Here is a 22,082-nt window from a genome sequence, read left to right as displayed (position 1 = left end):
CAGATGACCCAATCCGCAGGGCGGGCGAGCGCGGATCGGGGAGGAACCGGCGGGATACCATCGCGCATGCCACCGGCCCTCGTCGGACGGGACGACGAGGTCGCCGTGCTCCGCGCGCTCCTGGGCCGGTCGGCGGACCACGGGGCGGTGCTGCTCGTCCGGGGCGAGCCGGGAGTGGGCAAGTCGTCGCTCCTCGACGTCGTCGCGCGGGAGGCCGTCCAGGCGGGCCGGCAGGTCCTGCGCGTGACCGGCGTCGAGTCCGAGGCGCAGGTGCCGTGGTCCGGTCTGCACCGCCTGCTCGGGTCGGTCCTGCCGCTCGCCGACCGCCTGCCCGAGCCGCAGCGTGCGGCGCTGCTCTCCGCGTTCGGCCTGGCCGCGCCGGCCGCTCCCCCCTACCTCGTGGGCTACGCGGCGCTCGAGCTGGTCGCCGACCGCGCTGCCGACGCGCCGGTCGTGCTGCTGGTCGACGACGTCCAGTGGATCGATCCGGCCAGTGCGTGCGCCCTGGCCTTCCTCGCCCGGCGGATCCAGGACGAACCGGTGGCCGTGGTCGCCGCCCAGCGCGACGGCGTCGACTCCGCGCTCTCGGACGGCACCTTCCCCGAGCTGGTCGTCGGCCCGCTCGACGACACGCACGCCGCCGAGGTGCTGGAGCGCGCCGGAGCCCTGTCGACGGGCGCCCGGCGCGAGGTCCTCCGACTGGCCGAGGGCAACCCGCTCGCCCTGGTCGAGCTGTCGAGGTCGTGGACGCCGACCGACGCGGGCCTCGTCGCCCCGGGTGCCATGACGTCCCGTCTCGAGCGGGCCTTCGCGCGACGCCTCGAGGACCTGCGCGACGACGTACGCCTGGCAGCGCTCGTCGTGGCGGCCGACGACACCGACTCGCTGGTCGAGGTCGTCCGCGCCACGGAGCTCGTGGCCGGGGACTCCCACGCCGAGGACCTGCTGGCGGAGGCGGTCGACGCCGGGGTCCTGGTCGTGGAGGGCGGCGCGGTGCGCTTCCGGCACCCCCTCGTCAGGTCGGCGTGCTACCAGGGAGCCACGCCGTCCGAGCGCCGCGCGGCCCACGCGGCGCTGGCGGAGGTCCTCGTCGCGTCCACAGGACGGCGCACGTGGCACCTGGCCGCCTCGACGGTCGGCCCGGCAGACGACGTCGCCGACGACCTCGAGGCCGCGGCCGACCGGGCCATCGAGCAGGGCGCCACCCGCGCCGCCGTCGCAGCACTGGCCCGGGCCGCCGAGCTGAGCGGGACCGCACTCGAGCGGGGGCGCCGCCTGGTCGGCGCCGCCGAGCTCGCCTTCGACTCCGGCCTCTACCAGGAGGGCACGGCGCTCCTCGTCCGGGTCGACGCCGCCGACCTGTCAGAGGAGCACCGGCTGCGGCTCTCGTGGCTCCACGAGGTGTTCGGCGACCGGGCCTGGTCGGGGGCGGCCAAGGTGCCGGCGCTGTGCGACGTCGCGAGCAGGCTGGCCGCGGAGGGGGAGCGCGAGCACGCCCTCAAGATGATGGTGAGCCTGGCGCTGCGGTGCTGGTGGTCCAACGCGGACGCGACCACCCGGCTCGGGCTGGTGGAGGCGGCCGAGGGCGTCGGTGCCGCGCCGGACGACCCCACGCTCCTGGCGATCGTCGCCTATGCGGCTCCGGTCGAGCGGGGCCGCGCCGTCGGGCAGCGGATCGCCGCGCTCACCCCCGGTGTCCTCGGTGATGCCATCGACGACCTCGACCTGGGCGCCGCGGCCACCGGCATCGGCGCCTTCCCCCTGGCGGCTCCGCTGCTCGACAGCGCCGTCTCACGCTTCCGCTCCCGCGGCGAGATGCCGCTGCTCCTGCAGGCGCTGGTGTCCCGCATGCTCACCGACCACCACCTCGGGCGCTGGCAGGCGGCGCGGGCCGCGGGGGACGAGGTGCAGCGGCTGGCCGTCGACACGGGCGAGCGCCTGTGGGGCATGGCGGGCGCGGCCACCGAGGCGCTCGTGGCCGCGGCCCAGGGCGACGACGAGGGTGCGGACTACCTGGGCAGGACCGCGGAGGCGTTCTTCCTGCCGCTGGGCGCCCACACCTTCCTCGCCCCGGTCGAGCTGGCCCGGACGCTCTCGGCGGTGGCCCACGGGCGTCACGAGCAGGCCCTCCACCACGTGCGCCGCGTGTTCGACCCCGCCAGCCCGGTCCACCACGCCAACGCCCGCCACTGGGGGTCCGTGGACCACGTCTTGTCGGCCCTGGCGCTCGACCGGCGCGCCGAGGCCGGGCAGGTCGTCGAGGAGCTGGAGTCGGTGTGGGAGGCCTCGCGATCGCCCCTCGTCGGCGCCTCCCTGCTGGTCGCCAGGCCGCTGGTCGCGACCGGGTCCCGGGCCGAGGCGCTCTTCGTGGACGGGCTCCGGGGCGGCCTCGTGCCGTGGCCGTTCCTCCACGCCCGGCACCTCCTCGCGTACGGCACGTGGCTGAGGCGGCGCCGGCGCTCGCGGGACTCCCGGCCCCACCTGCGGTCGGCGCGCGACATGTTCGAGGCGCTGGGGGCCGCGCCGTGGGTCGACCAGGCGAACCGCGAGCTGCGCGCGTCGGGGGAGACGGTGCGCGAGCCCGACCGCGGAGCCGGCGACCTGCTCTCCCCGCAGGAGCGCCAGATCGCCCAGCTGGCCGCGTCGGGCCTGACCAACCGCGAGATCGGTCAGCACCTCTACCTCTCCCACCGCACGGTCGGGTCGCACCTCTACCGCATCTTCCCCAAGCTCGGCATCACCTCGCGCGCGCAGCTCGTCTCGGCGCTCGGTGGGTCCCGGCCCGGGACGGGTGCTACGTGACCTCCGAGCGGCGCAGGGTGAGCAGCCCGACGACGAGCGGGACCACGATCCAGATCATGGTGGTCGAGGCGAGCATCGCCCACTCCTCACCGGTGTTCGTGACGCCCTCGAAGAGCTCCAGCTGCGTGTAGTTCCAGTCGATCCACGGCTGCAGGTCGAGGAACCACTCCCGCACGAGGGCGAGCAGCTCGAGGACGCCGGGCAGCACGAGCGAGACCACGAAGTAGGCGACGATCGCTGCGGCCGAGGCCCGCAGCACCACGCCGAGCGTGAAGCCGATCGCCATGCCGACCAGGTTGGCGAGCACGATCTGCGGTGCGGCGGCGAGCGACACGTCCCAGACGGTGTCCACGCCGGCGAGCGCGGAGCCGACGACGTTGCCGACGGCGCCCACCGCGAAGGCGACGACCATCGAGCCCAGGCCCACCACGACGGTCGCGATCGCCTTGGCGCCGATCACCCGTCCTCGGCTCGGGACCAGCGTGAACGTGGTGAGCCCGCTGCGCTGGCTCCACTCGCTCGTGACGGCGAGGATCGCGATCATCGGCAGGATCACCGACATCGGGAGGCCGATCGCGGCCGCGAAGCTCTCGTAGGTGACGGAGCTGTCGGGGGCGAAGACGATGACGGCCCCCGTGGCGACGACCGACAGGACGCCGATGCTGACGAGCATCCAGAACCCCGAGCGGGTGTCGAACATCTTGCGCAGCTCGACCGTGCCCAGCCGGGCGGTGGGGACGGGAGGGGAGGACCGGCGCGCCGGCGCGGCCTGTGTGGTGGCGGCTGTCGGGACGGTCGTGGCGGTCATGCCGCAGCTCCTTCGCGTTGGGTGTCGGCAGTGAGTGACAGGAACATGTCCTCGAGCCCGGCGCCCTCGGCCGAGCGGAGCTCGGTGAGGGCGATGCCGGCGGTCAGGGCGACGGCTCCGACCTGGGCTGGGTCGGCATCCGTGCGGACCGAGCCGTCGCTGGCGACGGTGCTGGGGATCCCGGCCTGCTCGAGCGCGTGGGCGAGGTCGCGGGGTGACGTCGAGCGGGCGAGCGTCCCGGCGGCGGCGAGCAGCTCGTCCTTGGTGCCGGCCGCGACGATCCTGCCGTCGCCGATCACCACCAGGTCGTCGGCGATGACCTCGATCTCGTGGAGCAGGTGCGAGGACAACAGCACCGTGCCGCCCCGGCCGGCGAACCCCGTGAGCAGGTCGCGCATCCACCGGATCCCCGCGGGGTCGAGCCCGTTGGCGGGCTCGTCGAGGATCAGCACCCTCGGGTCGCCGAGCAGCGCGGTGGCGATGCCGAGGCGCTGACGCATCCCGAGCGAGTAGTCGCGCACGCGGCGCCCGGCCTCGGTGGGGGTGAGACCCACCAGCCGCACCATCTCCTCGACCCGGGCGCGTGGCAGGCCCATGGTGTCGGCGGCGATGGTGAGGATCTCGCGTCCGGTGCGGCCGGCGTGCTGGGCCGAGGCGTCGAGGAGGACGCCGACCTCGCGACCGGGGTTGGGGAGGTCGGCGAACCGGACGCCGTCGATGGTGGCCGAGCCGGACGTCGGGGCGGTGAGACCGACCATGACGCGCATCGTTGGGACCGAGGAAACCGGTCACGCGGCCGGGCCGGGCGGTGAAGGAGACGTCGTCGACGGCGGTGAAGCCGGCGTACCTCCGGGTCAGTGACTCGACTGTGATCATGGCCCAACCCTCGCGGCGTCGCGCGCTGGGCGTATCGGTTCGACGGCTCGTCCTGCCCTGACCGAAAGTACGGGGCCGCGAGGTCGGGTCGGACTTTCGGCCGGTACGGCGACGGCGCTCCATCCCTACGCTGAGGGGGTGAGCACTCCACTGCGGTCCCTGCTGCAGGAACCGCGGCCCCCGTCCGCACCGGTCCGGGTGTGGTGGGACTGGGCGCTGCTGGCGGTCGTGACGGTCGCCGGGGTGCTGGAGGGTGTCCTGCGGGAGGACCTGCCGCTGCCGGGCCTGTCGGTGCTGCTGACGGTCGGACTGGCGCCGCTGCTGCTGTGGCGACGTACGCACCCGCTGGCAGCGGTCGCGACCACCTTCGGCGTGGTCGCCGTCGTGGACGTCGGTCTGATCGCGTCCGACGCACCGGCGCTCGACGTCTACACGATGCTCTACTTCCTGCTGCTGCCCTACGCGCTGTTCCGGTGGGGGTCCGGGCGAGAGGCGGTGGCGGGCCTGGCGATCATCCTGGTCGCGGCCACGCTGGGGTTCTTCGTCAGCTGGACGGGGATCGCCGACGCGATCGGCGGGCTCGCCGTCCTGATGTCCGCCTTCGCCCTGGGCTGGGCCGCGCGCTCCCAGCACGGCGCCCGCGAGCGACGGCTGGAGCAGGCGAAGTCGGAGGAGCGGGTCCTGCTGGCGCGCGAGCTGCACGACACGGTGGCCCACCACGTCTCCGCCATCGCCGTCCAGGCACAGGCAGGGCGGGCCCTGGCGGCGACCCACCCGTCGTCGCCGCTGGAGGCCCTGGAGGTGATCGAGGTGGAGGCGTCGCGCACGCTCGCGGAGATGCGGGCGATGGTCCGGGTGCTGCGCAACGAGGCACCCGTCGACTACGCCCCGCAGCCCGGCGTGGCCGACCTCGAGCGGCTGGCCGGGGCGTCGCCCGCCGGGCCACGGGTGCAGGTCAGCGTCGACGGTGACGTGACCTCCCTCCCGGCGGCGATCGACGCGGCTGTGTTCCGGATCGCCCAGGAGGCGGTCACCAACGCCCGGCGGCACGCCCGCAACGCCACGGTGATCGACGTGTGCGTCGACGTCGACGAGTCCACGGTCACGCTCGTCGTCCGCGACGACGGCGACCCGGCGGCCGCCGACCCCGCGCACGAGGCGGGGTTCGGACTCACCGGGATGGTGGAGCGCGCGCTGCTCCTGGGCGGCGCGTGCCGGGCAGGTCCCGGTGCCGGTCGCGGCTGGGCCGTCAGCGCGACGCTGCCCCTGCAGGTGCCGGCGTGAGCATCCGGGTGCTTGTCGCCGACGACCAGGACCTCGTGCGGACCGGGCTCAGGCTGATCCTCGGCACCCTGGACGGCATCGAGGTCGTGGGGGAGGCGCGCGACGGTCAGGAGGCGGTGCGGCTGGCCCGCGAGCTCCGTCCCGACGTGTGCCTGATGGACATCCGGATGCCCGTCCTCGACGGGGTCGAGGCGACCCGCCTGCTGGCCGGGCCGGGCGTCTCGGACCCGGTCGCGGTCGTCGTCATCACCACCTTCGACCTCGACGAGTACGTCCACGGCGCCCTGGCGGCCGGCGCCTCCGGCTTCCTGCTGAAGGACGCCGGACCGGAGCTCCTCGGCGAGGCGGTCCGGGCGGCCACCCGGGGCGACTCGCTCATCTCGCCCAGCATCACCCGCCGGCTGCTGTCGACGTTCGCTGGCACGGGCCGGGCGGCACGTCCCGCCCAGCCCCTCGACCCGCTCACCGAGCGCGAGGAGCAGGTGCTGCTCACCATCGCGCGGGGTCGCACCAACGCCGAGATCGCCACCGAGCTGCACATCAGCCTCAGCACGGTGAAGACCCACATCGGCGCGCTCATGGCCAAGCTCGGTGCCCGCAACCGGGTGGAGGTCGCGATGTGGGCCTACGAGACCGGGCGGGTCCGGGAGTAGTGCGGGCCCCCTGGACTGGTCGAGGAGGGACGTGCCGCTCGATCGCCGCACCCGGCCGGAGAGGTCCGGCCTCAGGCGAGAGCCTTCTGCTTGATCGCGTCGAACTCGGCCTGGTTGATGGTGCCGGCATCCATGAGGGACTTGGCCTGGGCGATGTCCGCGGCCGCACCGTTGGTGGTGGCGACGGACCGGATGTAGTCCTCCTGCTGCGCCCGTGCCTGCTCGAGGACACGGTTCTGCCGCTGCGCCATCCCGGGACCCCGCATCGCGAGGTAGACCAGCGCGGTCAGGAACGGCACGAAGACCAGGGCGAGCACCCAGGCCGCCTTGGCCAGACCGGACAGGTCACGGTCACGGAACACGTCGCTGATGATGGTGAAGAGCACCATCAACCAGGCGACGAACACGTAGCTGATGATGATGAACCAGATGATGTCCCAGAAGCTCATGGCGGTCCTTCTCTCCTGTGCCGGAGGTGGCACTGGCGGGAGCCTGACGTGCCTGCTGGTCGCGTGCCTCATCCGTGCCGGGTGAGGCCCGCTGTCGAGGCGACGGCCGGGTGACGACCGTCGAGGTCGTCCGGGACGCCTCAGACCAGCCCCTGCCGTCGTGCTGCGGTCACGGCCTCGGCCCGGGTATGTGCCCCGAGCTTGCGGTAGACGGCACGAGAGTGCGTCTTGACCGTGTTGGACGACAGGTACAGCTCGTCCGCTATCTGCCGCAGGCTCATGCTGCCCTGCAGCAGCTGCAGGATCTCCATCTCCCGCTCGGTGAGCTCCTGCCCGGCGAGGCTGCCCACGTGCGTCGACCTGAGCGTCCTCCGAACGGCCTCCGTGCGGACGTGCATCGCCGTCATGCCGTCGGCGTACGCCGCCGTCCGTGACTCGAGCTCGCCGAGGAGGCTGGTGGCGAGGGCGGTCTCGCCGGCCTCGGCGGCCACCCCGGCGTGGACGAGGAGGTGGTGGATCATCCCCCACGGGCCGTGGGCTGAGGTGTCGCGTCGCAGCTCCAGCCCCCTGCCCAGGATGACGAGCGCATCGTCGACCCGGCCGACTGCTGCGCGTGCCCGACCGAGCGCCGTGTAGGCCAAGGAGGCTTGGGGCACTGCCCGCAACCCGTTGGCGTCGAGGACTTCCATGGCCCGCTCCGCATGTTCCTGGCTCTGCTCCAGGTGGCCCAGCTCGTCCTCGACGAGCGACTCCGTGGCCAGGCTCAGAGACCTGATGATGGAGGGGGCCCGATCGTTGTGCCTGGCCTCGGACAGCGGGACGCGGGCCCGGTCGAGGTCGCCTGCGACGTAGTAGGCGTGCCCGAGCGCGGTCTGGGCGAGTGCGTAGAACGGCGAATGGCGATCGGTCTCGAGGGTGGCGGCGCGCTGCGCCGAGGCACGCATGGTGAGGGGGCCGCCGTATCCGAAGAGGCCCTCGATCATCGCCATGGCAGACTCCACCGACCGTGTCCCGTCAGGAAGCGGTCCATGGTCTCGATGGTCCCGCAGCGCCGCCAGGCTGGCCTCCAGCGTGGACTCGTCGCCGATCAGGGCTGCCAGCCATGCGGCGTTCACGGTCGCTGCGGGTGGGGCTCCGTCAGGGGACGGCCCGAGGGCCGCGGACCAGCCGAGCACGGTGGCGACGCGTCCCGCGTCGACGTACTGGAGCCAGTGGCGCTGCGCGAGCGTGGCAGCACCCGGGGCGTCACCAGCAGCGATGAGGTGGCTGATCGCCTCGTCGACGTGGCCCGCCTCGGTGAACCACTGGGCGGCTCGGGAGTGCAGGGTGGCGACGTCATCCGGACGCGACACCTCGAGCTCGGTGCGCGCGACGGCCGCGAACAGGTGGTGGAAGCGATACCAGTGCCCGTCCTGGTCCAGCGGCGTGAGGAACAGGTTCGTGCGTTCCAGGTCGCGGAGGATGGTGGCCGATCCTGTGCTTCCGCGCACGTGGTCGCACAGAGAGGCAGTGAAGCGCTCGAGCAGCGAGACCTCGGTGATGAAGTCACGGACGTGGCTCGGATGCCGACCGAGGACCTCCTCGGTCAGGTAGTCGGCGGTGAAGCGGTTGCCGTCGCGAAAGGCGCGGACGACGGCGCTGGGTGCCGACCGGCCCTCGAGCGACAAGGAGGCGAGATAGACGCCGGCGGGCCAGCCCTCGGTGCTCTCCATGAGCAGGTCGAACGACTCGGGGTCGAGCTCGACGTCGCTGCGCCCGAGCAGCAGTCCGGCCTCGTGAGGCGTGAAGCCCAAGGCGTCCGATCGGAGCTCGAGCAGGTCGCTCGATGCCCGGAGCCGCCCCAGTCGTAGACCCGGGTCCGACCTGGTCGAGATGAGCAGGTGCGCCTGGGGCGGCAGGTGAGCGATGAGGAACTCCACCTGCGAGTGGGTGCGCGCGTCCTGGACGTACTGGAAGTCGTCGAGCACGATGACGATGTCGTCCGGTGCCGCGCGAAGGGCGTCGACGATGGCAGTCAGCGTCGAGCCAGGAGTGGTGGTGGCGCCGACCGTGCGGTCGACGGGTCCACCGGTCTCGAGCCGGCATCCCGCGCGCTCGAGTGCCGCAGCCACGTGGGCCCACAGCCGGTTGGCGTCGTTGTCGCCCGAGTCGAGGGACACCCATGCTGCCCGGGGGTGCTCCGCCTCCAGCCACTGCGCCAGCAGGGTCGTCTTCCCATACCCGGCGGGAGCGGCCGCCAGCGTGACGGGGTGGTCGCACACCGCACCCAGCCTCGTCAGCAGGCGCTGCCGCGGCACCCAGCTCTCGCGCGGTGGAGGCCACCGGAGCTTCGCCTCCAGGAACGGGTCGACCGTGGCGGCCGGAGCGGCTGGCACGTGGTCGCGACCACGCCTGCCGTCAGCGCTCCCCGCCATCATCGTGCTCCTCGTCTGCGCCTGTGACGCCAGTCTGGCCCGATGTCTCACCCCATCGTGGAGCCGGACCAGACCGCGAGACCGGCGCGTCGAGCGGGGTGCGGGAGCTGTCGGATGGAGGGAGCTGTCCGCCCGACGTGCTGACCACCCGGCCGCTCACCCGGCGGGGGTGAGCCGTGGCCCCGTCGTGGAGCGCCATATTCGGCGCTGGAACCCATCCGGCAGGTGCCGATCGAGCGGCGGTGGTCGGACGACCTGGAAGGCAGCTGCCCGTGGAATCGACTCTGGTCAAGGTCGGCGAAGCCGACATCGAGTGCTTCGTGCACGGCACCGGGAGGTCCATCATCCTCCTGCCGGGCGGCAGCTTGTCCGTCGGCTATCTCTCCGACCTGGCGAGCGCCCTTGCCGCGTCGGGCCTGTGCGCAGTGCGGCTGAACCCACGAGGCGCCGGACGGAGCGTGGGGCCGATGGAGGACCTGACGCTGCACGACTACGCATCGGACGTCGCCGGTGTGGCGCAGGAGCTCGGCCTCGCTCCCACGGTCGTGCTCGGACACGCCTTCGGCAACCGCATCGCGCGAACCGTCGCCGCCGACCGCCCGGACCTCGTCCGAGGCGTCGTCCTGGTCTCCGCGGGTGGGAAGGTCGAGCCGGTCCCCGAGGCACAGCGCGCGTTGGCGACGCTGTTCACGCCGACCGCCACGGAGGCCGAGGTGGTGGAGGCGATGCGCTGGATGGTGGGCTCGCCGGAGAACGCGGCGAGCGTCTGGGAGCGGTTCAAGGGCGACCGCGCTCCAGGGGCGGCCGCGGCACAGATGAGCGCCGCCCGAGCCACCCCTCTGGAGGAGTGGTGGGCTCCACCCGGTGACGTCGCCTACCTCGTGGTGCAAGGTCTGGACGACGCTCCGGCGCCGCCGGCGAACGGGCATCTCCTGAAGGACGAGCTGGGTGATCGAGTGACCGTGGTGGACATCCCCGACGCCGGACATCTGCAGCCGCTCGAGGCGCCGTCGGTGGTGGCCGAGGCCGTCATCTCGTTCGTCTCGTCCCTCGACGATCCCGTGCCGTCGGGCCGGCCCGTGCGATCGAGCGGGAGCTGAGGAGCGATGGAGCTCAGCAGCGTGATCCTGGTCCTCGCCCAAGTGGCGGGTCTGCTGTTCGTCATCGCCAGCATGCTCGCGATGGGCCTGGCGCTCACCATCCCCCACATCCTCGCGTCGGTGTCGAACGTGCGCCTGATGCTCTTCGCGCTGGGGGTGAACTTCATCCTCGTGCCTGGCCTCGCCTATGCGGCGGCCGAGCTGCTCATCTCCGACGACAACCCGGGGCTCAAGACCGGTCTCATCCTCGTCGGCGCGGCGGCGGGAGCGCCGTTCCTCCCGAAGCTGGTGCAGACCGCCGGCGGACCGCTCGGGCTGGGTGTGGGGCTCATGGTCGCGCTGATGGTGGTGACCATCGTGTACCTCCCGCTCGCCCTCCCGGTCCTGCTCCCCGGCGACGTGCAGGTCGACTCGTGGGAGATCGCCAAGTCCTTGATCTTCCTCATGCTCCTGCCCCTCGGCGTCGGGCTGCTCGTCCGAGCCCGCTACCAGGAGCTCGCGGCCAGGTTCCAGCCCGTCGCCACCCAGGTGTCGACGATGGCGGTCGCGTTCTTGATGGTGACCCTGCTGGTGGTCAACTTCCGTCAGATCGTCGACACGGTCGGTACGGGAGGCATCCTCGCCGCGCTCATCGTCCTGGCCGGCTCGTTCGCCGCCGGCTTCGTCGTGGGCGGTCGTCCCGAGGAGAACCGATCAGTCCTCGGCCTCGGCACGGCTCAGCGCAACCTGTCTGCGGCGATCGTCGTCGCCGCGCAGAACTTCGGGGACGATCCCGAGGTCATCACCATGGTCATGGTGGTCGGTGTCATCGGCCTCGTGATGCTGTTCGCCGTTGCCGGCGAGCTGGGGAGGCGGTCGAAGGCCCGCGCCACCGCCGAGCCGACCGAGCCTGCGACCAACGCCGGCTGACTGCCACCGCGAGCGTGAGGAAGGGAAGTGCCCCATGGTCACAGCTGGGCCGGAGCGCCGCACGGTCGAGGAGCGCACGGCGCTGGGCAAGCGTTCCCGCGAGCGGGCACCCCGGTCCGGGCAGGCGGCCTGGGCCCCACCACCGGACCGGGTGGACCCGGTCGCGCTGCTCGAGGAGCAGGGCCTGACCCGTGAGCAGGACCTGTTGCCGGTCCGGTACGGGCGGATGATGGCGTCGGCGTTCACGTTCTACCGCGGAGCGGCGAAGATCATGGCCGCCGACCTGCGCCACACCGACACGGCCGGCCTGGACGCCCAGCTGTGCGGCGACACCCACCTGTCGAACTTCGGCATGTTCGCCTCGCCCGAACGCATCCTGCTGATCGACCTGAACGACTTCGACGAGACGCTGCCCGGCCCCTTCGAGTACGACGTGAAGCGGCTGGCGACGAGCGTCACGATCGCGGCGCGCCACAACGGGTTGACCGAGGACGAGGCACGGGAGGCGACCTCGGCGTCGGTCACTGCCTACCGCACCGCGATGACGGAGTTCGCCGGCATGCGCACCCTCGACGTCTGGTACGCCCGTCGCTCCGAACGCGACTTCAGTGCCGCGCTCGCGGAGGCGGCGGAGAGCCAGACGGACAAGAACCGCCGCAAGGTCGTACGAGAGGCATCGCGCGCCACGGCGAAGGCCGTCCGGAAGGCACGGACGCGCGACAGCTCCCAGGCGCTGGCGAAGCTCGCCGAGCACGTGGACGGCAGCTACCGGATCGCGAGCCGGCCACCGAACATCGTTCCCGCACGCGAGCTCAGTGGCGTGATGGGAGTCTCCTCCACCGAGCTGCAGTCGGCGATCGAGACGCAGTTCGCCGCATACCGGGCGTCGTTGCCAGACGACCGACGTCACCTGCTCGACAGGTTCGAGCTGGTCGACGTGGCCCGCAAGGTCGGGGGAGTCGGCAGCGTCGGCACCCGCACCTACATCGCCCTGCTCCAGGGGCGCGACGAGCGGGACCCACTCTTCCTGCAGGTGAAGGAGGCGACGAGGTCGGTGCTCGAGGACCACCTGCCGGCGAGCGGCTACGACCAGCCCGGCGAGCGGGTGGTGCGTGGGCAACGGATGATGCAGGCGGCGAGCGACATCTTCCTGGGCTGGGCGCCGGGCGTGGAGACCGACCGCCACTACTACTGGCGCCAGCTGCGGGACATGAACGCGTCGGCGGACGTCGAGTCGATGGCCGGTCCGGTCCTGACGCTGTACGCACGCGAGTGCGGGTGGACGCTGGCCCGCGCCCATGCCCGGTCCGGTGACCCGGTCGCCATCTCGGCCTACCTGGGGAGGGGCGACGACTTCGACGGCGCCGTGACCGAGTTCGCCAGCGCGTACGCCGACCAGAACGAGCGGGACTTCGACGAGTTCAGGCAGGCGGTCCGGAGCGGACGACTGGCGGCCACCGACGGGGTCTGACCGACCGCGGACCACCCGTCCCGGGGGAGGCGACCGGCTGCGCCCCCGCGGCACCCTGCGGCATGGGCCGGGAGTCGGGAGCGGCGTCAGCCGGCGCAGCCGGGGGCTTCGTGCTCCTCACACTGAGCTCCGGCCAGTTCCTGATGACCTTGGACAGCTCGGTCATGAACGTGTCCATCGCCCAGGTCGCCAAGGACGTCGGCACGACCGTCACCGGCGTCCAGACGGCCATCACGTTGTACACGCTCGTGATGGCCACCCTCATGATCACCGGCGGCAAGATCGGCACGATGATCGGGCACCGCCGCGCGTTCTCGATCGGGTGCGTCATCTACGCGGCGGGTTCCCTGACCACCGCCCTGGCGCCGAGCCTCGCCGTCCTCATCCTCGGGTGGTCGTTCCTCGAGGGCATCGGAGCCGCACTCATCATGCCCGCGATCGTGGCGATGGTGGCGTCGAACTTCCCGGCGGACCAGCGCCCACGCGCCTACGGCCTCGTCGCCGCGGCCGGAGCGATCGCCGTGGCCGCGGGTCCGCTGATCGGCGGCGCCTTCACGACGTACCTGTCCTGGCGACTGGTGTTCGTCGGCGAGGTCGTCGTGGTCGTGGTGATCCTCGTGATGGTCCGGAGGTTGCAGGGCGTCGAGAGCCGACAGGCGTTCGCCCTCGACCACGTCGGCGTCGTGCTGTCCGCTGCCGGCCTCGGGACCGCCGTGTACGGCGTCCTCCGGTCGGGCGAGTGGGGCTGGGTGCAGGCCAAGCCGGGGGCGCCGGACCTGATCGGCCTGTCCGGCACGCTGTGGCTGGTCCTGGGCGGTCTCGTCATCGTGCGGGTGTTCTTCTGGTGGGAGCAGCGGGTCACAGCGTCTGGTGGAGAGGCGCTCATCGACCCCCGGGTGCTGGGCAACCCGGTGCTCGTCGGCGGGCTGCTCATGTTCTTCTTCCAGTACCTCATCCAGGCCGGTCTGTTCTTCATCGTCCCGCTCTTCCTGTCCGTCGCCCTCGGGCTGAGCGCCGTCGAGACCGGCGTCCGGCTGCTCCCGCTGTCGGTGGCCCTGCTGGTGGCCGCCGTCGGCGTGCCGAAGGTCTGGCCCGGCGCATCGCCGCGACGCGTCGTCACCGTCGGGCTGGCCCTCCTCCTGGCCGGTGTCGTCTCACTGATGGCGGCCCTGGAGGTCGGGGTCGGTGCGGAGGTCGTCACCGTTCCGCTGCTCCTGGCCGGTCTCGGCGTCGGCGCGCTGGCGTCGCAGCTGGGTGCGGTGACGGTGTCCGCCGTGCCCGACGAGCAGGCCGGCGATGTCGGGGGGCTGCAGAACACCTCGAGCAACCTCGGTGCCTCGCTGGGCACGGCGCTCGCCGGCTCCGTGCTGATCGGCGCCCTGACCGCCAGCCTCGTGCAGGGCATCCAGGACAACCCGGACGTGCCGGCTTCTGTGTCCATGTCAGCATCTGTCGAGCTGTCCGGAGGCGTTCCGTTCGTCTCGACCGCCGACCTCGAGGCGGCGCTCAGCGACGCGGACGTCGCCGGTGCGACCGCCGACGCGGTGGTCGAGGAGAACGAGTCGGCGCGCATCGCCGGGCTCAGGGCCAGCCTGGCCATCCTCGCCCTGCTGGCGACGGTCGCGCTGTTCCTGACCCGTTTCGTCCCGCGGTCACCAGTCGGGCGGCTCCCCGCCGAGACGGCGAGCGGTCCGCCCGGAGCGGCCTGAGCCGGACCCCCACCGCACGTGCGTACGACGCGGCACTGACGGGGGCCGAGCGTCCCGCGCACCTGGGTCGTCACTAGCCAACTCAGACATGCGAAACGCCGCCGAACGACCGGGAGGTCGATCGTCGGCGTTCCTGCCTATCAGCGAGGATCCAGGCTCAGCTGTCGTAGTAGAGCCGAAACTCCAGTCTTAGGTGTAGCCGCGTTACTGTGTTTCCGGAGGTCAGGCGTCCAGGATGTCAGATTTCAAACTTCACGAGTGCTCCCCGCCGAGGGTCTGTGGAGGGACGGTTCGGGGGAAACTCGGGGGAAGGCAGCTGAGCCAGGGCTGCCGTGTCCGATTAGACACCTCGCACGCCATCCTCCGGCGAGGGACGGGGCCATGGGCTTTGCGCAGGCGCAACGGGCGCGATGATGCGCAGCACGGGATGGACGTTGGCGACTCGGTGCGCTCCCACAGGGACCCGGCCCAGGCGGTGCAAGCTGCACCTTGGGCAAGGACAGCCAACATGCTGATGCGAGCGAGGTGATCGCCGACGACGGGGTGGTCTGCGACGGCGCAGGCAGCGTTCGGAAGGGCGTACGTCAGCGGTCGAGGTAGCGCCCTCCAGCCGTCATGAGCGGTAGTCGGTTTCCCGGAGCGTCGGGGCCCGCACGTCGCGTGCGCGCGAGCTCGCACGAAGTTGTCGCCGTGCCCGCGGGCCCGGTCGGGCGGGCTAGAAGGTGACCAGCACGACGCCGTCGATGTCGACATCGCGAAGAACCCGTGGTCGTCGTGGGCCACGCGGCGGCCCAGCTATGCCGGGGAGGTAGCTAATGGTCCCGTCGTGCCGTCGGGTGCGCTGGAGCTGGCGAACGTACCCCGGTGGGCTCTCGCGCAGGCCCTGCAGGAAGTGATGGAAGTACGGTCCGGGGTAGTGACCAGTGTCTTCGGGCACCTCGGGGAACAGCGGAGCGCCTGGGATGGTGATCGCTTCGGCGCTCGCCGCCGACAAGCCACGCGCCCGGTGCTCGGAGACAGCTTGGAAGATCCGCTTGGCAACCTCGAGTGGACCCTGCTGATTCTCTAGCAGGAAGTCGCGCAACTGGCCGGGCGGGATCTCGCGAAGGTTCAGGTCCCGCACCGCGCCGCTGGCTATGCCCGGGTCAACGAGGTTCTCCAAGGGGACCGATTCGGTAAGCACCAGGTCTGCGGTGGTTGTCGGAGACCAGACGTCGGCCAGCTGGTAGGCGCTGATCATCGAGATCGCCATCCTCCGGCAGCCTAAGCAGTTGGGTTCGCGGTCGTGGAAGCAGGGCATCTCAGCCCGGAACACCCGCCCACCGGTGTAGACGCCGTACATCGCGGGTACCTCGAGCTGGCGTGCGGTGGCAAGGAGGTCAGAGAACTGCCTACCCTCCTTGTGACGGATGTCGACCTTCCACCTGCCATTGTCAAGGTTCAGGCGCTTGGCCTGCACCAGCATTCCGAAGCAGGCGCTGCTGGCCTGGTCGAGGAACCACCACAGGTAGTCGGCGCCTGTCGCTTGGCCTTCCTGCACCCGGTTGAACGGAATGACTGTCACCACCGGCAGGCCCTGATGGCTGCAAACCTCGGTCACAGTCTCCTCCGACCACCCCACCCGCGCCCGATCGCGATCGTCCATGTGGGCCTCTGCGGCCACGCGGATGCGCGTGAACGCCTCCAGTACTTCTGTCTTGCCCATCAGTCGGCTTTCGCTTCGAGGTAACCGATCGGTCCACCGCTCGCGACCACAATCCGGCTGTGCATGATCTGCTTGGCCAGGCCGCGCAGGTGGCCAGGCGTGTCCTGCGGGTAGGTGACCTCCATGCCGGGGTGCACGCGGGCGAGGAGCTGTCCGGCGTAGTGATGCCGCGGCGTGTCCTCGTCGGCTCGGGTGATGCTCCCAGCGGTTCCGAGGATCCGGTAGACCGCAACCGGGAAGGTCGCCACGCTCACCGCGAAGAGTTCGTTGTCGACCACCCGGTGCATGTCCGAGCGCCACCAGCGCAGGCTGGCCGCCTCGAGGTCCTCGTCGCTGTGCTCGACGTGGAAGCCCATCCAGGTCCGGCGATCGTCAGGGTACTTGTCGCGGTCAGCCGACGCGCGGGCGTCGGTGCGTAGCACCGTCAATTCTCCATCGAGGACCTGCAGCCGTTCCCTCCCAGTAAGTCTTGCGATCGAGTCGGCCTTGATCGGGAGGCCGAGAATGCCGGCCTTGACGAGCTTGTCGACGCCGGCCGGGTTGAGCTCCAGTCGAGCGGCGGCCTGAGTTCGGTTGAGGGTGGCCGGGCGCGGGGTCGGTGTCGCGGCAGGCGCGAACGTAGGCAGGGGCATGTTCTTCCCTTCGGTAGGGGCCGGCCCTGGACCTTGCTGGTCCCTGGGCATCGGTACACCCCGACGGTAACTTGTGTTGACTAACGCACGAAGTCCCGCGGATGCCTCGGGACCGCCCATGCCGGCTTGGACCGCATTCGGTTCGCAGACGGACGAGATGCGAAACCCAAAGCCCGCACGCAACAGTCAACGGAGGGCCGATGACGGACGTGGCGACCAGTCCGTGCTTGGGGCCTGGCGTAGCGGGTGCGTCTAGGTCACGCCGTCGGCTGCAGCCTTTAGGCTCCCACTGTGCCTGCGCCCGACGAACGCCCAGAACAGGACTACGCCGAGGCATTCTTCAGCCTCCGGGCCCCCAGGGTCGCCATCGTCTTCCCGGCCGATACACCGCACTGGGACTTCTTCGCCCGCAAGGCGCTATGGCGGGCGAACCAACTCTGGGGCGGGGCCGGATTCGTGCTCGTTCCCCACCACGCTGGAGACGTCTCCGACAGCGTCCTGCGGGGGGTAGCGGCTTACGACCCTGACTACGTGGTCGGCCATCAGGTGAGTTGGAAGGAGCTGCTCACCGCGTACCCGAAGGCACGGGACATGTTCGTGGACGAGCATGGCGCGAAGATCGACTTTCAGACCCTGTCCCTCAACGATTCGGCAGAGACGGCGCCAGCAGCAGACCCCAACACAGAGCGAGCCAGACGGACGGTTGCCGTCGCCTGCCAGGTGTACCGACGGCGCCACGAGCCGGAAGCGTCGCCAACGCCGGACCCCAAGGTGCCGGTGCGCTGGGACCAGGCTTGGACGGAGCCTGATGAGTCCCATACGCAGCTAGATGACGGTGAGCACCTCACGGCAACGGCGGCGTTCGGCGCCCAGGGCGAGGACATGTACTTGGCGACACCGTCGGACCTTGCCGGTGAATGGGGGGCTTGGAGTGCCGCCCTCATCGGTGTCTTGAAAGAACCGGACCTGCCCGCGCTGGCGGTAGCGGAGCGTCCCGGTGAAGCGCAAACGGATGCGGACAGCAACGAGCATGTCGGCCCGACGATTACGCCCGATGGGTCGACCGGGCTGTCAGCCTCAGATCCAGCGGACGCGGCCGAGATCGCTGCCTGGTTCTACTCTCATCTCGACCGCCGCTCGCGAGTCGTGGACCCGAGGCCGCCGACACGCTTTGCCCATCATCCTGACGAGCTGCAAGTCGATGTCGACACCACGACACTCTCAAGCGCTTGGGACTGCACCGCTCAAGCACTGGTGCCAGTCGGCGACGCTTTCGCAAGGCGACGCATCACTCTTGTCGTTGGCGACACCGCAGACGACTTCGCGGTCGCGCTGATCTACCACAGGCTGTACGCCAACACGATCTGGATCCACTCGCACTGGTCACCAAAAGCCGGGGGGAGAGCGGGTAGGACGGCCCGAACGGCCCTGACGATGCTTGGCTACCGAACTCGCCAGCTTGGCCACGCCGTGATCACCACCACGTCCGAAAGCGAGCTTCTGCTCAATGACGTGGCCGACATCATCGGACGCACCGCCCGACAGGACGAGACCGCGGACAACAGGACCGCATTCGGCAAGTCTCAGACAAGCGGCCCGGTCGGAGGGGACGATCCGACAACGTCTACTGAACCGGGGGGCCACCGGGGATCTACGCGGCGCGCGAACCCACGACTGGACCCGCTGCGGGTAGAGCTATCAGCGGCATTCCCTGAGAGAGGAATGCTCCACTTTGCCGTTGCGGAGTCGTACTCGACCCGGCTGACCGTGCCGGTCCTCTGCAACGACAAGGCCGTCGTCATGACCGCCACGCCACCGGCTCTGCGTCCCTCGGTAGCAACGTTGAATGGCGCAGACGCAGCCTGGCACGTCGATCTCCTTATAGCCGGAACGACAATGCCTTCTGGACGCGGTCTCGACGGCGAGCACCTGGCGGCGAGCGGCGATGCGAAGTACGAGACGTGGATCCGGTCCGGTAACCGCGGCGTCAGTTACGAGAGCCGGAGGTACGACTTCGTTCCTGCCGGTGCGAACCCCGAGCAACGGCTAGCGCGCCCGCGACTTCAGATGTTGTCACTGCAGGAGTGGTGCCGTGCCATGGCCACGCAGGTGGGATACGACGTCGGCTGGTCTGACGCCGGTCGCCGGGCTCGGCTCTTGGAACGACTGTGGGGCGACCGAAGTCTGATGACGACCGACTTCGCCGGCACCTTCACCGATCTGGCGCGCGCCTTCTCTCCAGGCGGCAAGAGCAGTAGAGAGGCGTACCCAGACGGCAGCGGAGTCCTCATCACTGGCGTGGGAGCCTTTCTTACGTTCCCCGCGATCCGAGACGTCCTGGTCCCGGCCGCCGCCAGCGGCGGCAAACAGCAACCAACTGAAGTACGTGACCTCGAGGCTCGAGAGCGGCTAGACACTTACGTGAACCGCGGCATCATCCGCCGTGGGCTCATCCTGGGTTGTCGCATGTGTGAGGCACCCAGCTTCGTGCCCGTCGGCGATGTCCGACAGAACAACCGATGTCCTCGGTGTGGGTCAGAGAACAGCCTGACGCTCGAGGCCTGGCGTACGCCAGCGAACGAGCCGTCGTGGTTCTACGACCTCCATCAGGTCGCGCGCGACTTCCTTCGCGACAACGGCTACGCGCCTGCTCAATTAGCCCACCACTTGTCCGCAGGCGCCCGGATCTACGCCGACTGCGCCGAGATGAACCTCCTTCGGCGGGGCACGCGGGCATCCGTCGCCGAGGTCGATCTCGTGTCCTTTGCCGATGGCAAGCTTCTGACGGCCGAGGTAAAAACCTGCGACTACATCGGCAACTCGACTGCCGAACGCAAGGCTGCAGCGAACAAGAGAATCCATTGGGCGGCCGTCCTCCAAGCAGACGAGGTGTTGTTGGCCTCTACCGAGGCGTCGTGGCAGCGCAGCAGCGTCGAAGCCATGCGCACGAAACTCGCTGACGCGATCTCGTCGCGGACCTTCGCGCCTGACCGCACACCGCGGCTCCGTCTCATCAACAACCTCGGCAAGACCAACCTCACCACCACCTATGTGAATCTCTAACTCTGCGGGCGGCAGATCGTGACGCGTATCGACGTCGGTCGGTCCGTCCGAGGTAAGCGCGCCAAGCACGGTGGTTGTCAAGACTCGGCCAGTGCGCTGCGCGAGGTCCCACCGAAGTGCGCCGGACGTCGCCGCTTCAGGCATACGCGGACCGGTGGCGACTGCGTCCGCTACGGACTCCGCAGCTTGCAGCGGTAGCACTCGTTCCCCAAGGGCTTGTCGGCCCCGCCGCAGTCCCCGCAGTGGGGGCACACGTAGTTCGAATCCGACTCTCCATCGCGCCAGCAAGGCGACGCCAGGGCGTCCTGGCCGTACGTCCGCTCGACCCAGCCAGGACCGGAGGATGCCCGCGGCGGTACCTGGCGGGTCGGTGCAATGAATGGGATCCGACCCCGGCACCGCGCGCAGCGGTGGTGTCCCCAACGTGCCCCGCAGGAGCAGGACACCAGGAGCAGGTCGTCGACGCGGTCCCGATCCAAGGCCCTCACATCGGCTCGTTGGCCGCAAGCGGGACAAGACATGACGCGGTCCGCGCGCTCACCGGCGTCTGCGATCAGCTTCGGCAGCCGCTCGATCACGCCCGTGTGATCGCGCTCCCAGCCGGTTCCGCGAGCGCTCGCGAGCCGATCCCTGACCCACCCGTCCAACGCCGCAGTCTCGCCAGGATTCAACCGTCGACGGACGTGCAGCACGTCCTGGTCAGCACGGAAGAACAGGGAGGGGAGTGGATGAGCGGAGATCTGCCCGTCTAGGAGCGAGGTGATCACCCGTCGCGCGATCGGGCCGGCGACGTCAGCGACGACCGGGGGGTACGCTTCGAGCGCCGGGGCTCGTACGGCGAGCGCCACTGCGCGGGCGACTCGCTCGAGGCTGGTCGTTTCCAGCGGCGTGACCGGTACGGCGGAGACCCGCGTGCGTCCGTTCGGACCGTCGCCACCAGCCGATGTCAGTGGTTGCGCCAGAACGCCGGGCAGCGCGGACACCGGGCGGAAGGGTGCGAGGTAGACGACCACGGACGGGTCGGTGACCTGAGCCTGGACAGCGGACCAGCGTGCGAGCGCGTCCTCGGGACGGTCCGCGGGGCCGACGAGATCGATGAGCGGGATGAACCGTGTGCTGTGTCCTTCCGAGGCCAGCAGAACCGTGTCCTGTTCGGTCCACGTGAGCTCGGCGGCCGCCCAGGTCGCGGGACCGTTCAGCTGGAGCGTGCGCCCCTTGACCGGAGCATGGTCGCGCTCTGGTCGGTAGCCGAGGTCGTCAAGAGCACGGACGATCAGAGCGAGGGCGTAGGCGCTGAATGCAGCGTGCCGTTCCGCGAGGCGGGCGGCCCGCTCGTCTGCGGACTCGACGGCTCGGTCCCCACGTTCATACGCCTGCCAGACCACGCCGGCTGCGTGATAGTGACGGTCATTGGCGATCACGTTGGTAGGGCGGAGCTGGCGCTGGCTTGTACGTCGGTCGCCGAGCAGGCGCACCAGCGGCCGTCCGCGGAGCACCCTCACCGCGGCCGCCAGCCGCTCGAGTTCAGCGAGGGTCTCGGCAGCCTGGTGCGACAACGTGCCGGGATCGGACTGACCGCCACCCCAGAACGCGTAGAGGCGCTGGCGGCGCAGGTATGTGCCTTCCGCGGTCGCGTCGCTCAGGTCGGCCAGGTCGGTGCTGGCTCGCCTTAGCTGGCGGATCCGCCGAGCGAGCCCGGAGGAGAGGATCGGGTGAATCAGCTCGTTCACCATCCGGTTCTCGTACAGGTCCGCGTCGTCGACGCGCAGCAGCGCGAGCGCCCGTCGGGGGATTGGGCCCAGAAGGGTGCGACCGGCCCAGTCCTCGGTGTTCGCTGCGAACCGTTCGACGGCCCTCTTCGCGGGCCGGCGAACCCGAGGCACGGGCAGCAGCTCGACCTCGTCGTTCAGCCTGGTGAGATAGGTCTGGCAGATCCGTGCGAGTGACGGGAGGTGCTGGGCGAGGACGCTCTCACGATCTGCGAGCAGGAGGTCGTCGTCTCGGCGCACGGTCGGGTCTGCGGCGAGGGCGAACAGGACCCAGGACTCCGAGCCGGTCCGGTCCCGCAGCTGGGCGACGTGGTCGGCGAGCGCGTCCAGGTCGTCCGAGGCAGCCCGGTCCCGATCCGACGCAGGATCGAGCACGTAGCCGTCGTCGTCCAGCCATCGCCCGGTCCACCCGTTCTCCGGTGCTGTTGGACGTCCCGT

At 70.6% G+C, this 22,082-nt stretch carries 15 protein-coding genes; 8 read left to right on the top strand and 7 right to left on the bottom strand.

The annotated features are described in order from the left end of the window. Nucleotides 1–66: 66 nt before the first annotated feature. The gene (locus HN031_RS17905) at nt 67–2,802 is read left to right on the top strand and encodes a LuxR family transcriptional regulator (protein WP_172273301.1); all 2,736 of its coding nucleotides are present in this window, start codon (nt 67–69) and stop codon (nt 2,800–2,802) included. On the opposite strand, the gene HN031_RS17900 is transcribed toward HN031_RS17905, so the two are convergent. Together HN031_RS17900 and HN031_RS17895 are read right to left on the bottom strand one after the other, a co-directional pair. Then, entirely contained in the window at nt 2,795–3,610 is an 816-nt protein-coding gene (locus HN031_RS17900) for an ABC transporter permease subunit (RefSeq protein ID WP_172273298.1), read from the bottom strand. The two genes, HN031_RS17905 and HN031_RS17900, sit on opposite strands and share 8 nt — an antisense overlap. Next, entirely contained in the window at nt 3,607–4,368 is a 762-nt protein-coding gene (locus tag HN031_RS17895; RefSeq protein ID WP_367650809.1) for an ATP-binding cassette domain-containing protein, read from the bottom strand. Before HN031_RS17895 ends, HN031_RS17900 begins: the two co-directional genes overlap by 4 nt. A gap of 256 nt (nt 4,369–4,624) precedes the next feature. On the opposite strand from HN031_RS17895, the gene HN031_RS17890 reads away from it, so the two are divergent. Continuing rightward, nucleotides 4,625–5,770 (top strand): histidine kinase, encoded by a 1,146-nt coding sequence (locus HN031_RS17890; protein ID WP_172273295.1) that lies wholly within the window; start codon nt 4,625–4,627, stop codon nt 5,768–5,770. After that, entirely contained in the window at nt 5,767–6,423 is a 657-nt protein-coding gene (locus HN031_RS17885) for a response regulator transcription factor (RefSeq protein ID WP_172273292.1), read from the top strand. The genes HN031_RS17890 and HN031_RS17885 overlap by 4 nt, the downstream gene beginning before the upstream one ends. Nucleotides 6,424–6,494: 71 nt before the next feature. Here the strand turns inward: HN031_RS17885 and HN031_RS17880 are convergent, their stop codons facing one another. Together HN031_RS17880 and HN031_RS17875 are read right to left on the bottom strand one after the other, a co-directional pair. Then, on the bottom strand, nt 6,495–6,872 hold the full coding sequence (locus tag HN031_RS17880; RefSeq protein WP_172273289.1) for an SHOCT domain-containing protein: 378 nt from the start codon (nt 6,870–6,872) through the stop codon (nt 6,495–6,497). Nucleotides 6,873–7,012: 140 nt separating this feature from the next. Continuing rightward, nucleotides 7,013–9,286 carry a LuxR C-terminal-related transcriptional regulator gene (locus HN031_RS17875; RefSeq protein WP_172273286.1) on the bottom strand — a complete coding sequence of 758 codons (2,274 nt, stop codon included), beginning with the start codon at nt 9,284–9,286 and terminating at the stop codon, nt 7,013–7,015. Nucleotides 9,287–9,462: 176 nt separating this feature from the next. Between HN031_RS17875 and HN031_RS17870 the strand changes: the two genes are divergently transcribed. The 4 genes from HN031_RS17870 to HN031_RS17855 all read left to right on the top strand — a co-directional run bounded on the left by HN031_RS17870 (nt 9,463) and on the right by HN031_RS17855 (nt 14,475). Then, nucleotides 9,463–10,386, top strand: a complete 924-nt coding sequence (locus HN031_RS17870; RefSeq protein ID WP_172273283.1) for an alpha/beta fold hydrolase — start codon at nt 9,463–9,465, stop codon at nt 10,384–10,386. Between the two features lie 6 nt (nt 10,387–10,392). Continuing rightward, nucleotides 10,393–11,295 (top strand): bile acid:sodium symporter family protein, encoded by a 903-nt coding sequence (locus tag HN031_RS17865; RefSeq protein ID WP_172273280.1) that lies wholly within the window; start codon nt 10,393–10,395, stop codon nt 11,293–11,295. Nucleotides 11,296–11,329: 34 nt separating this feature from the next. After that, a complete protein-coding gene (locus tag HN031_RS17860) occupies nt 11,330–12,766 on the top strand; it encodes a DUF2252 domain-containing protein (protein WP_172273277.1) in 1,437 nt (478 codons plus the stop codon). 110 nt (nt 12,767–12,876) lie between these two features. Beyond that, nucleotides 12,877–14,475 (top strand): MFS transporter, encoded by a 1,599-nt coding sequence (locus tag HN031_RS17855; RefSeq protein WP_367650808.1) that lies wholly within the window; start codon nt 12,877–12,879, stop codon nt 14,473–14,475. A gap of 715 nt (nt 14,476–15,190) precedes the next feature. Here the strand turns inward: HN031_RS17855 and HN031_RS17850 are convergent. Together HN031_RS17850 and HN031_RS17845 are read right to left on the bottom strand one after the other, a co-directional pair. Continuing rightward, nucleotides 15,191–16,180, bottom strand: coding sequence for a hypothetical protein (locus HN031_RS17850; protein ID WP_172273270.1), 990 nt, complete (start codon nt 16,178–16,180; stop codon nt 15,191–15,193). Continuing rightward, nucleotides 16,180–16,812, bottom strand: a complete 633-nt coding sequence (locus HN031_RS17845; RefSeq protein ID WP_172273267.1) for a hypothetical protein — start codon at nt 16,810–16,812, stop codon at nt 16,180–16,182. The genes HN031_RS17850 and HN031_RS17845 overlap by 1 nt, the downstream gene beginning before the upstream one ends. A gap of 291 nt (nt 16,813–17,103) precedes the next feature. On the opposite strand from HN031_RS17845, the gene HN031_RS17840 reads away from it, so the two are divergent. After that, nucleotides 17,104–19,875: a hypothetical protein gene (locus HN031_RS17840; protein ID WP_172273265.1), complete on the top strand. Its 2,772-nt coding sequence runs from the start codon at nt 17,104–17,106 to the stop codon at nt 19,873–19,875. 170 nt (nt 19,876–20,045) lie between these two features. Here HN031_RS17840 and HN031_RS17835 read toward each other — a convergent pair whose 3' ends face one another. Then, a complete protein-coding gene (locus HN031_RS17835; protein ID WP_172273263.1) occupies nt 20,046–22,019 on the bottom strand; it encodes a hypothetical protein in 1,974 nt (657 codons plus the stop codon). Nucleotides 22,020–22,082: the final 63 nt, after the last annotated feature.

It is taken from the genome of Nocardioides sp. zg-1308 (genome assembly GCF_013155375.1).
Lineage (GTDB): Bacteria > Actinomycetota > Actinomycetes > Propionibacteriales > Nocardioidaceae > Nocardioides > Nocardioides renjunii.
Note: the sequence above shows the minus strand (reverse complement) of the source record. Positions and strands in the feature narration are given on the sequence as shown.

Excerpts from the sequence above, each read along its gene's own strand:
- HN031_RS17905 (WP_172273301.1), top strand. The coding sequence starts at position 67 with ATGCCACCGGCCCTCGTCGGACGGGACGACGAGGTCGCCGTGCTCCGC.
- HN031_RS17900 (WP_172273298.1), bottom strand. The coding sequence starts at position 3,610 with ATGACCGCCACGACCGTCCCGACAGCCGCCACCACACAGGCCGCGCCG.
- HN031_RS17895 (WP_367650809.1), bottom strand. The coding sequence starts at position 4,368 with ATGGTCGGTCTCACCGCCCCGACGTCCGGCTCGGCCACCATCGACGGC.
- HN031_RS17880 (WP_172273289.1), bottom strand. The coding sequence starts at position 6,872 with ATGAGCTTCTGGGACATCATCTGGTTCATCATCATCAGCTACGTGTTC.
- HN031_RS17875 (WP_172273286.1), bottom strand. The coding sequence starts at position 9,286 with ATGGCGGGGAGCGCTGACGGCAGGCGTGGTCGCGACCACGTGCCAGCC.
- HN031_RS17865 (WP_172273280.1), top strand. The coding sequence starts at position 10,393 with ATGGAGCTCAGCAGCGTGATCCTGGTCCTCGCCCAAGTGGCGGGTCTG.
- HN031_RS17860 (WP_172273277.1), top strand. The coding sequence starts at position 11,330 with ATGGTCACAGCTGGGCCGGAGCGCCGCACGGTCGAGGAGCGCACGGCG.
- HN031_RS17850 (WP_172273270.1), bottom strand. The coding sequence starts at position 16,180 with ATGGGCAAGACAGAAGTACTGGAGGCGTTCACGCGCATCCGCGTGGCC.
- HN031_RS17845 (WP_172273267.1), bottom strand. The coding sequence starts at position 16,812 with ATGCCCCTGCCTACGTTCGCGCCTGCCGCGACACCGACCCCGCGCCCG.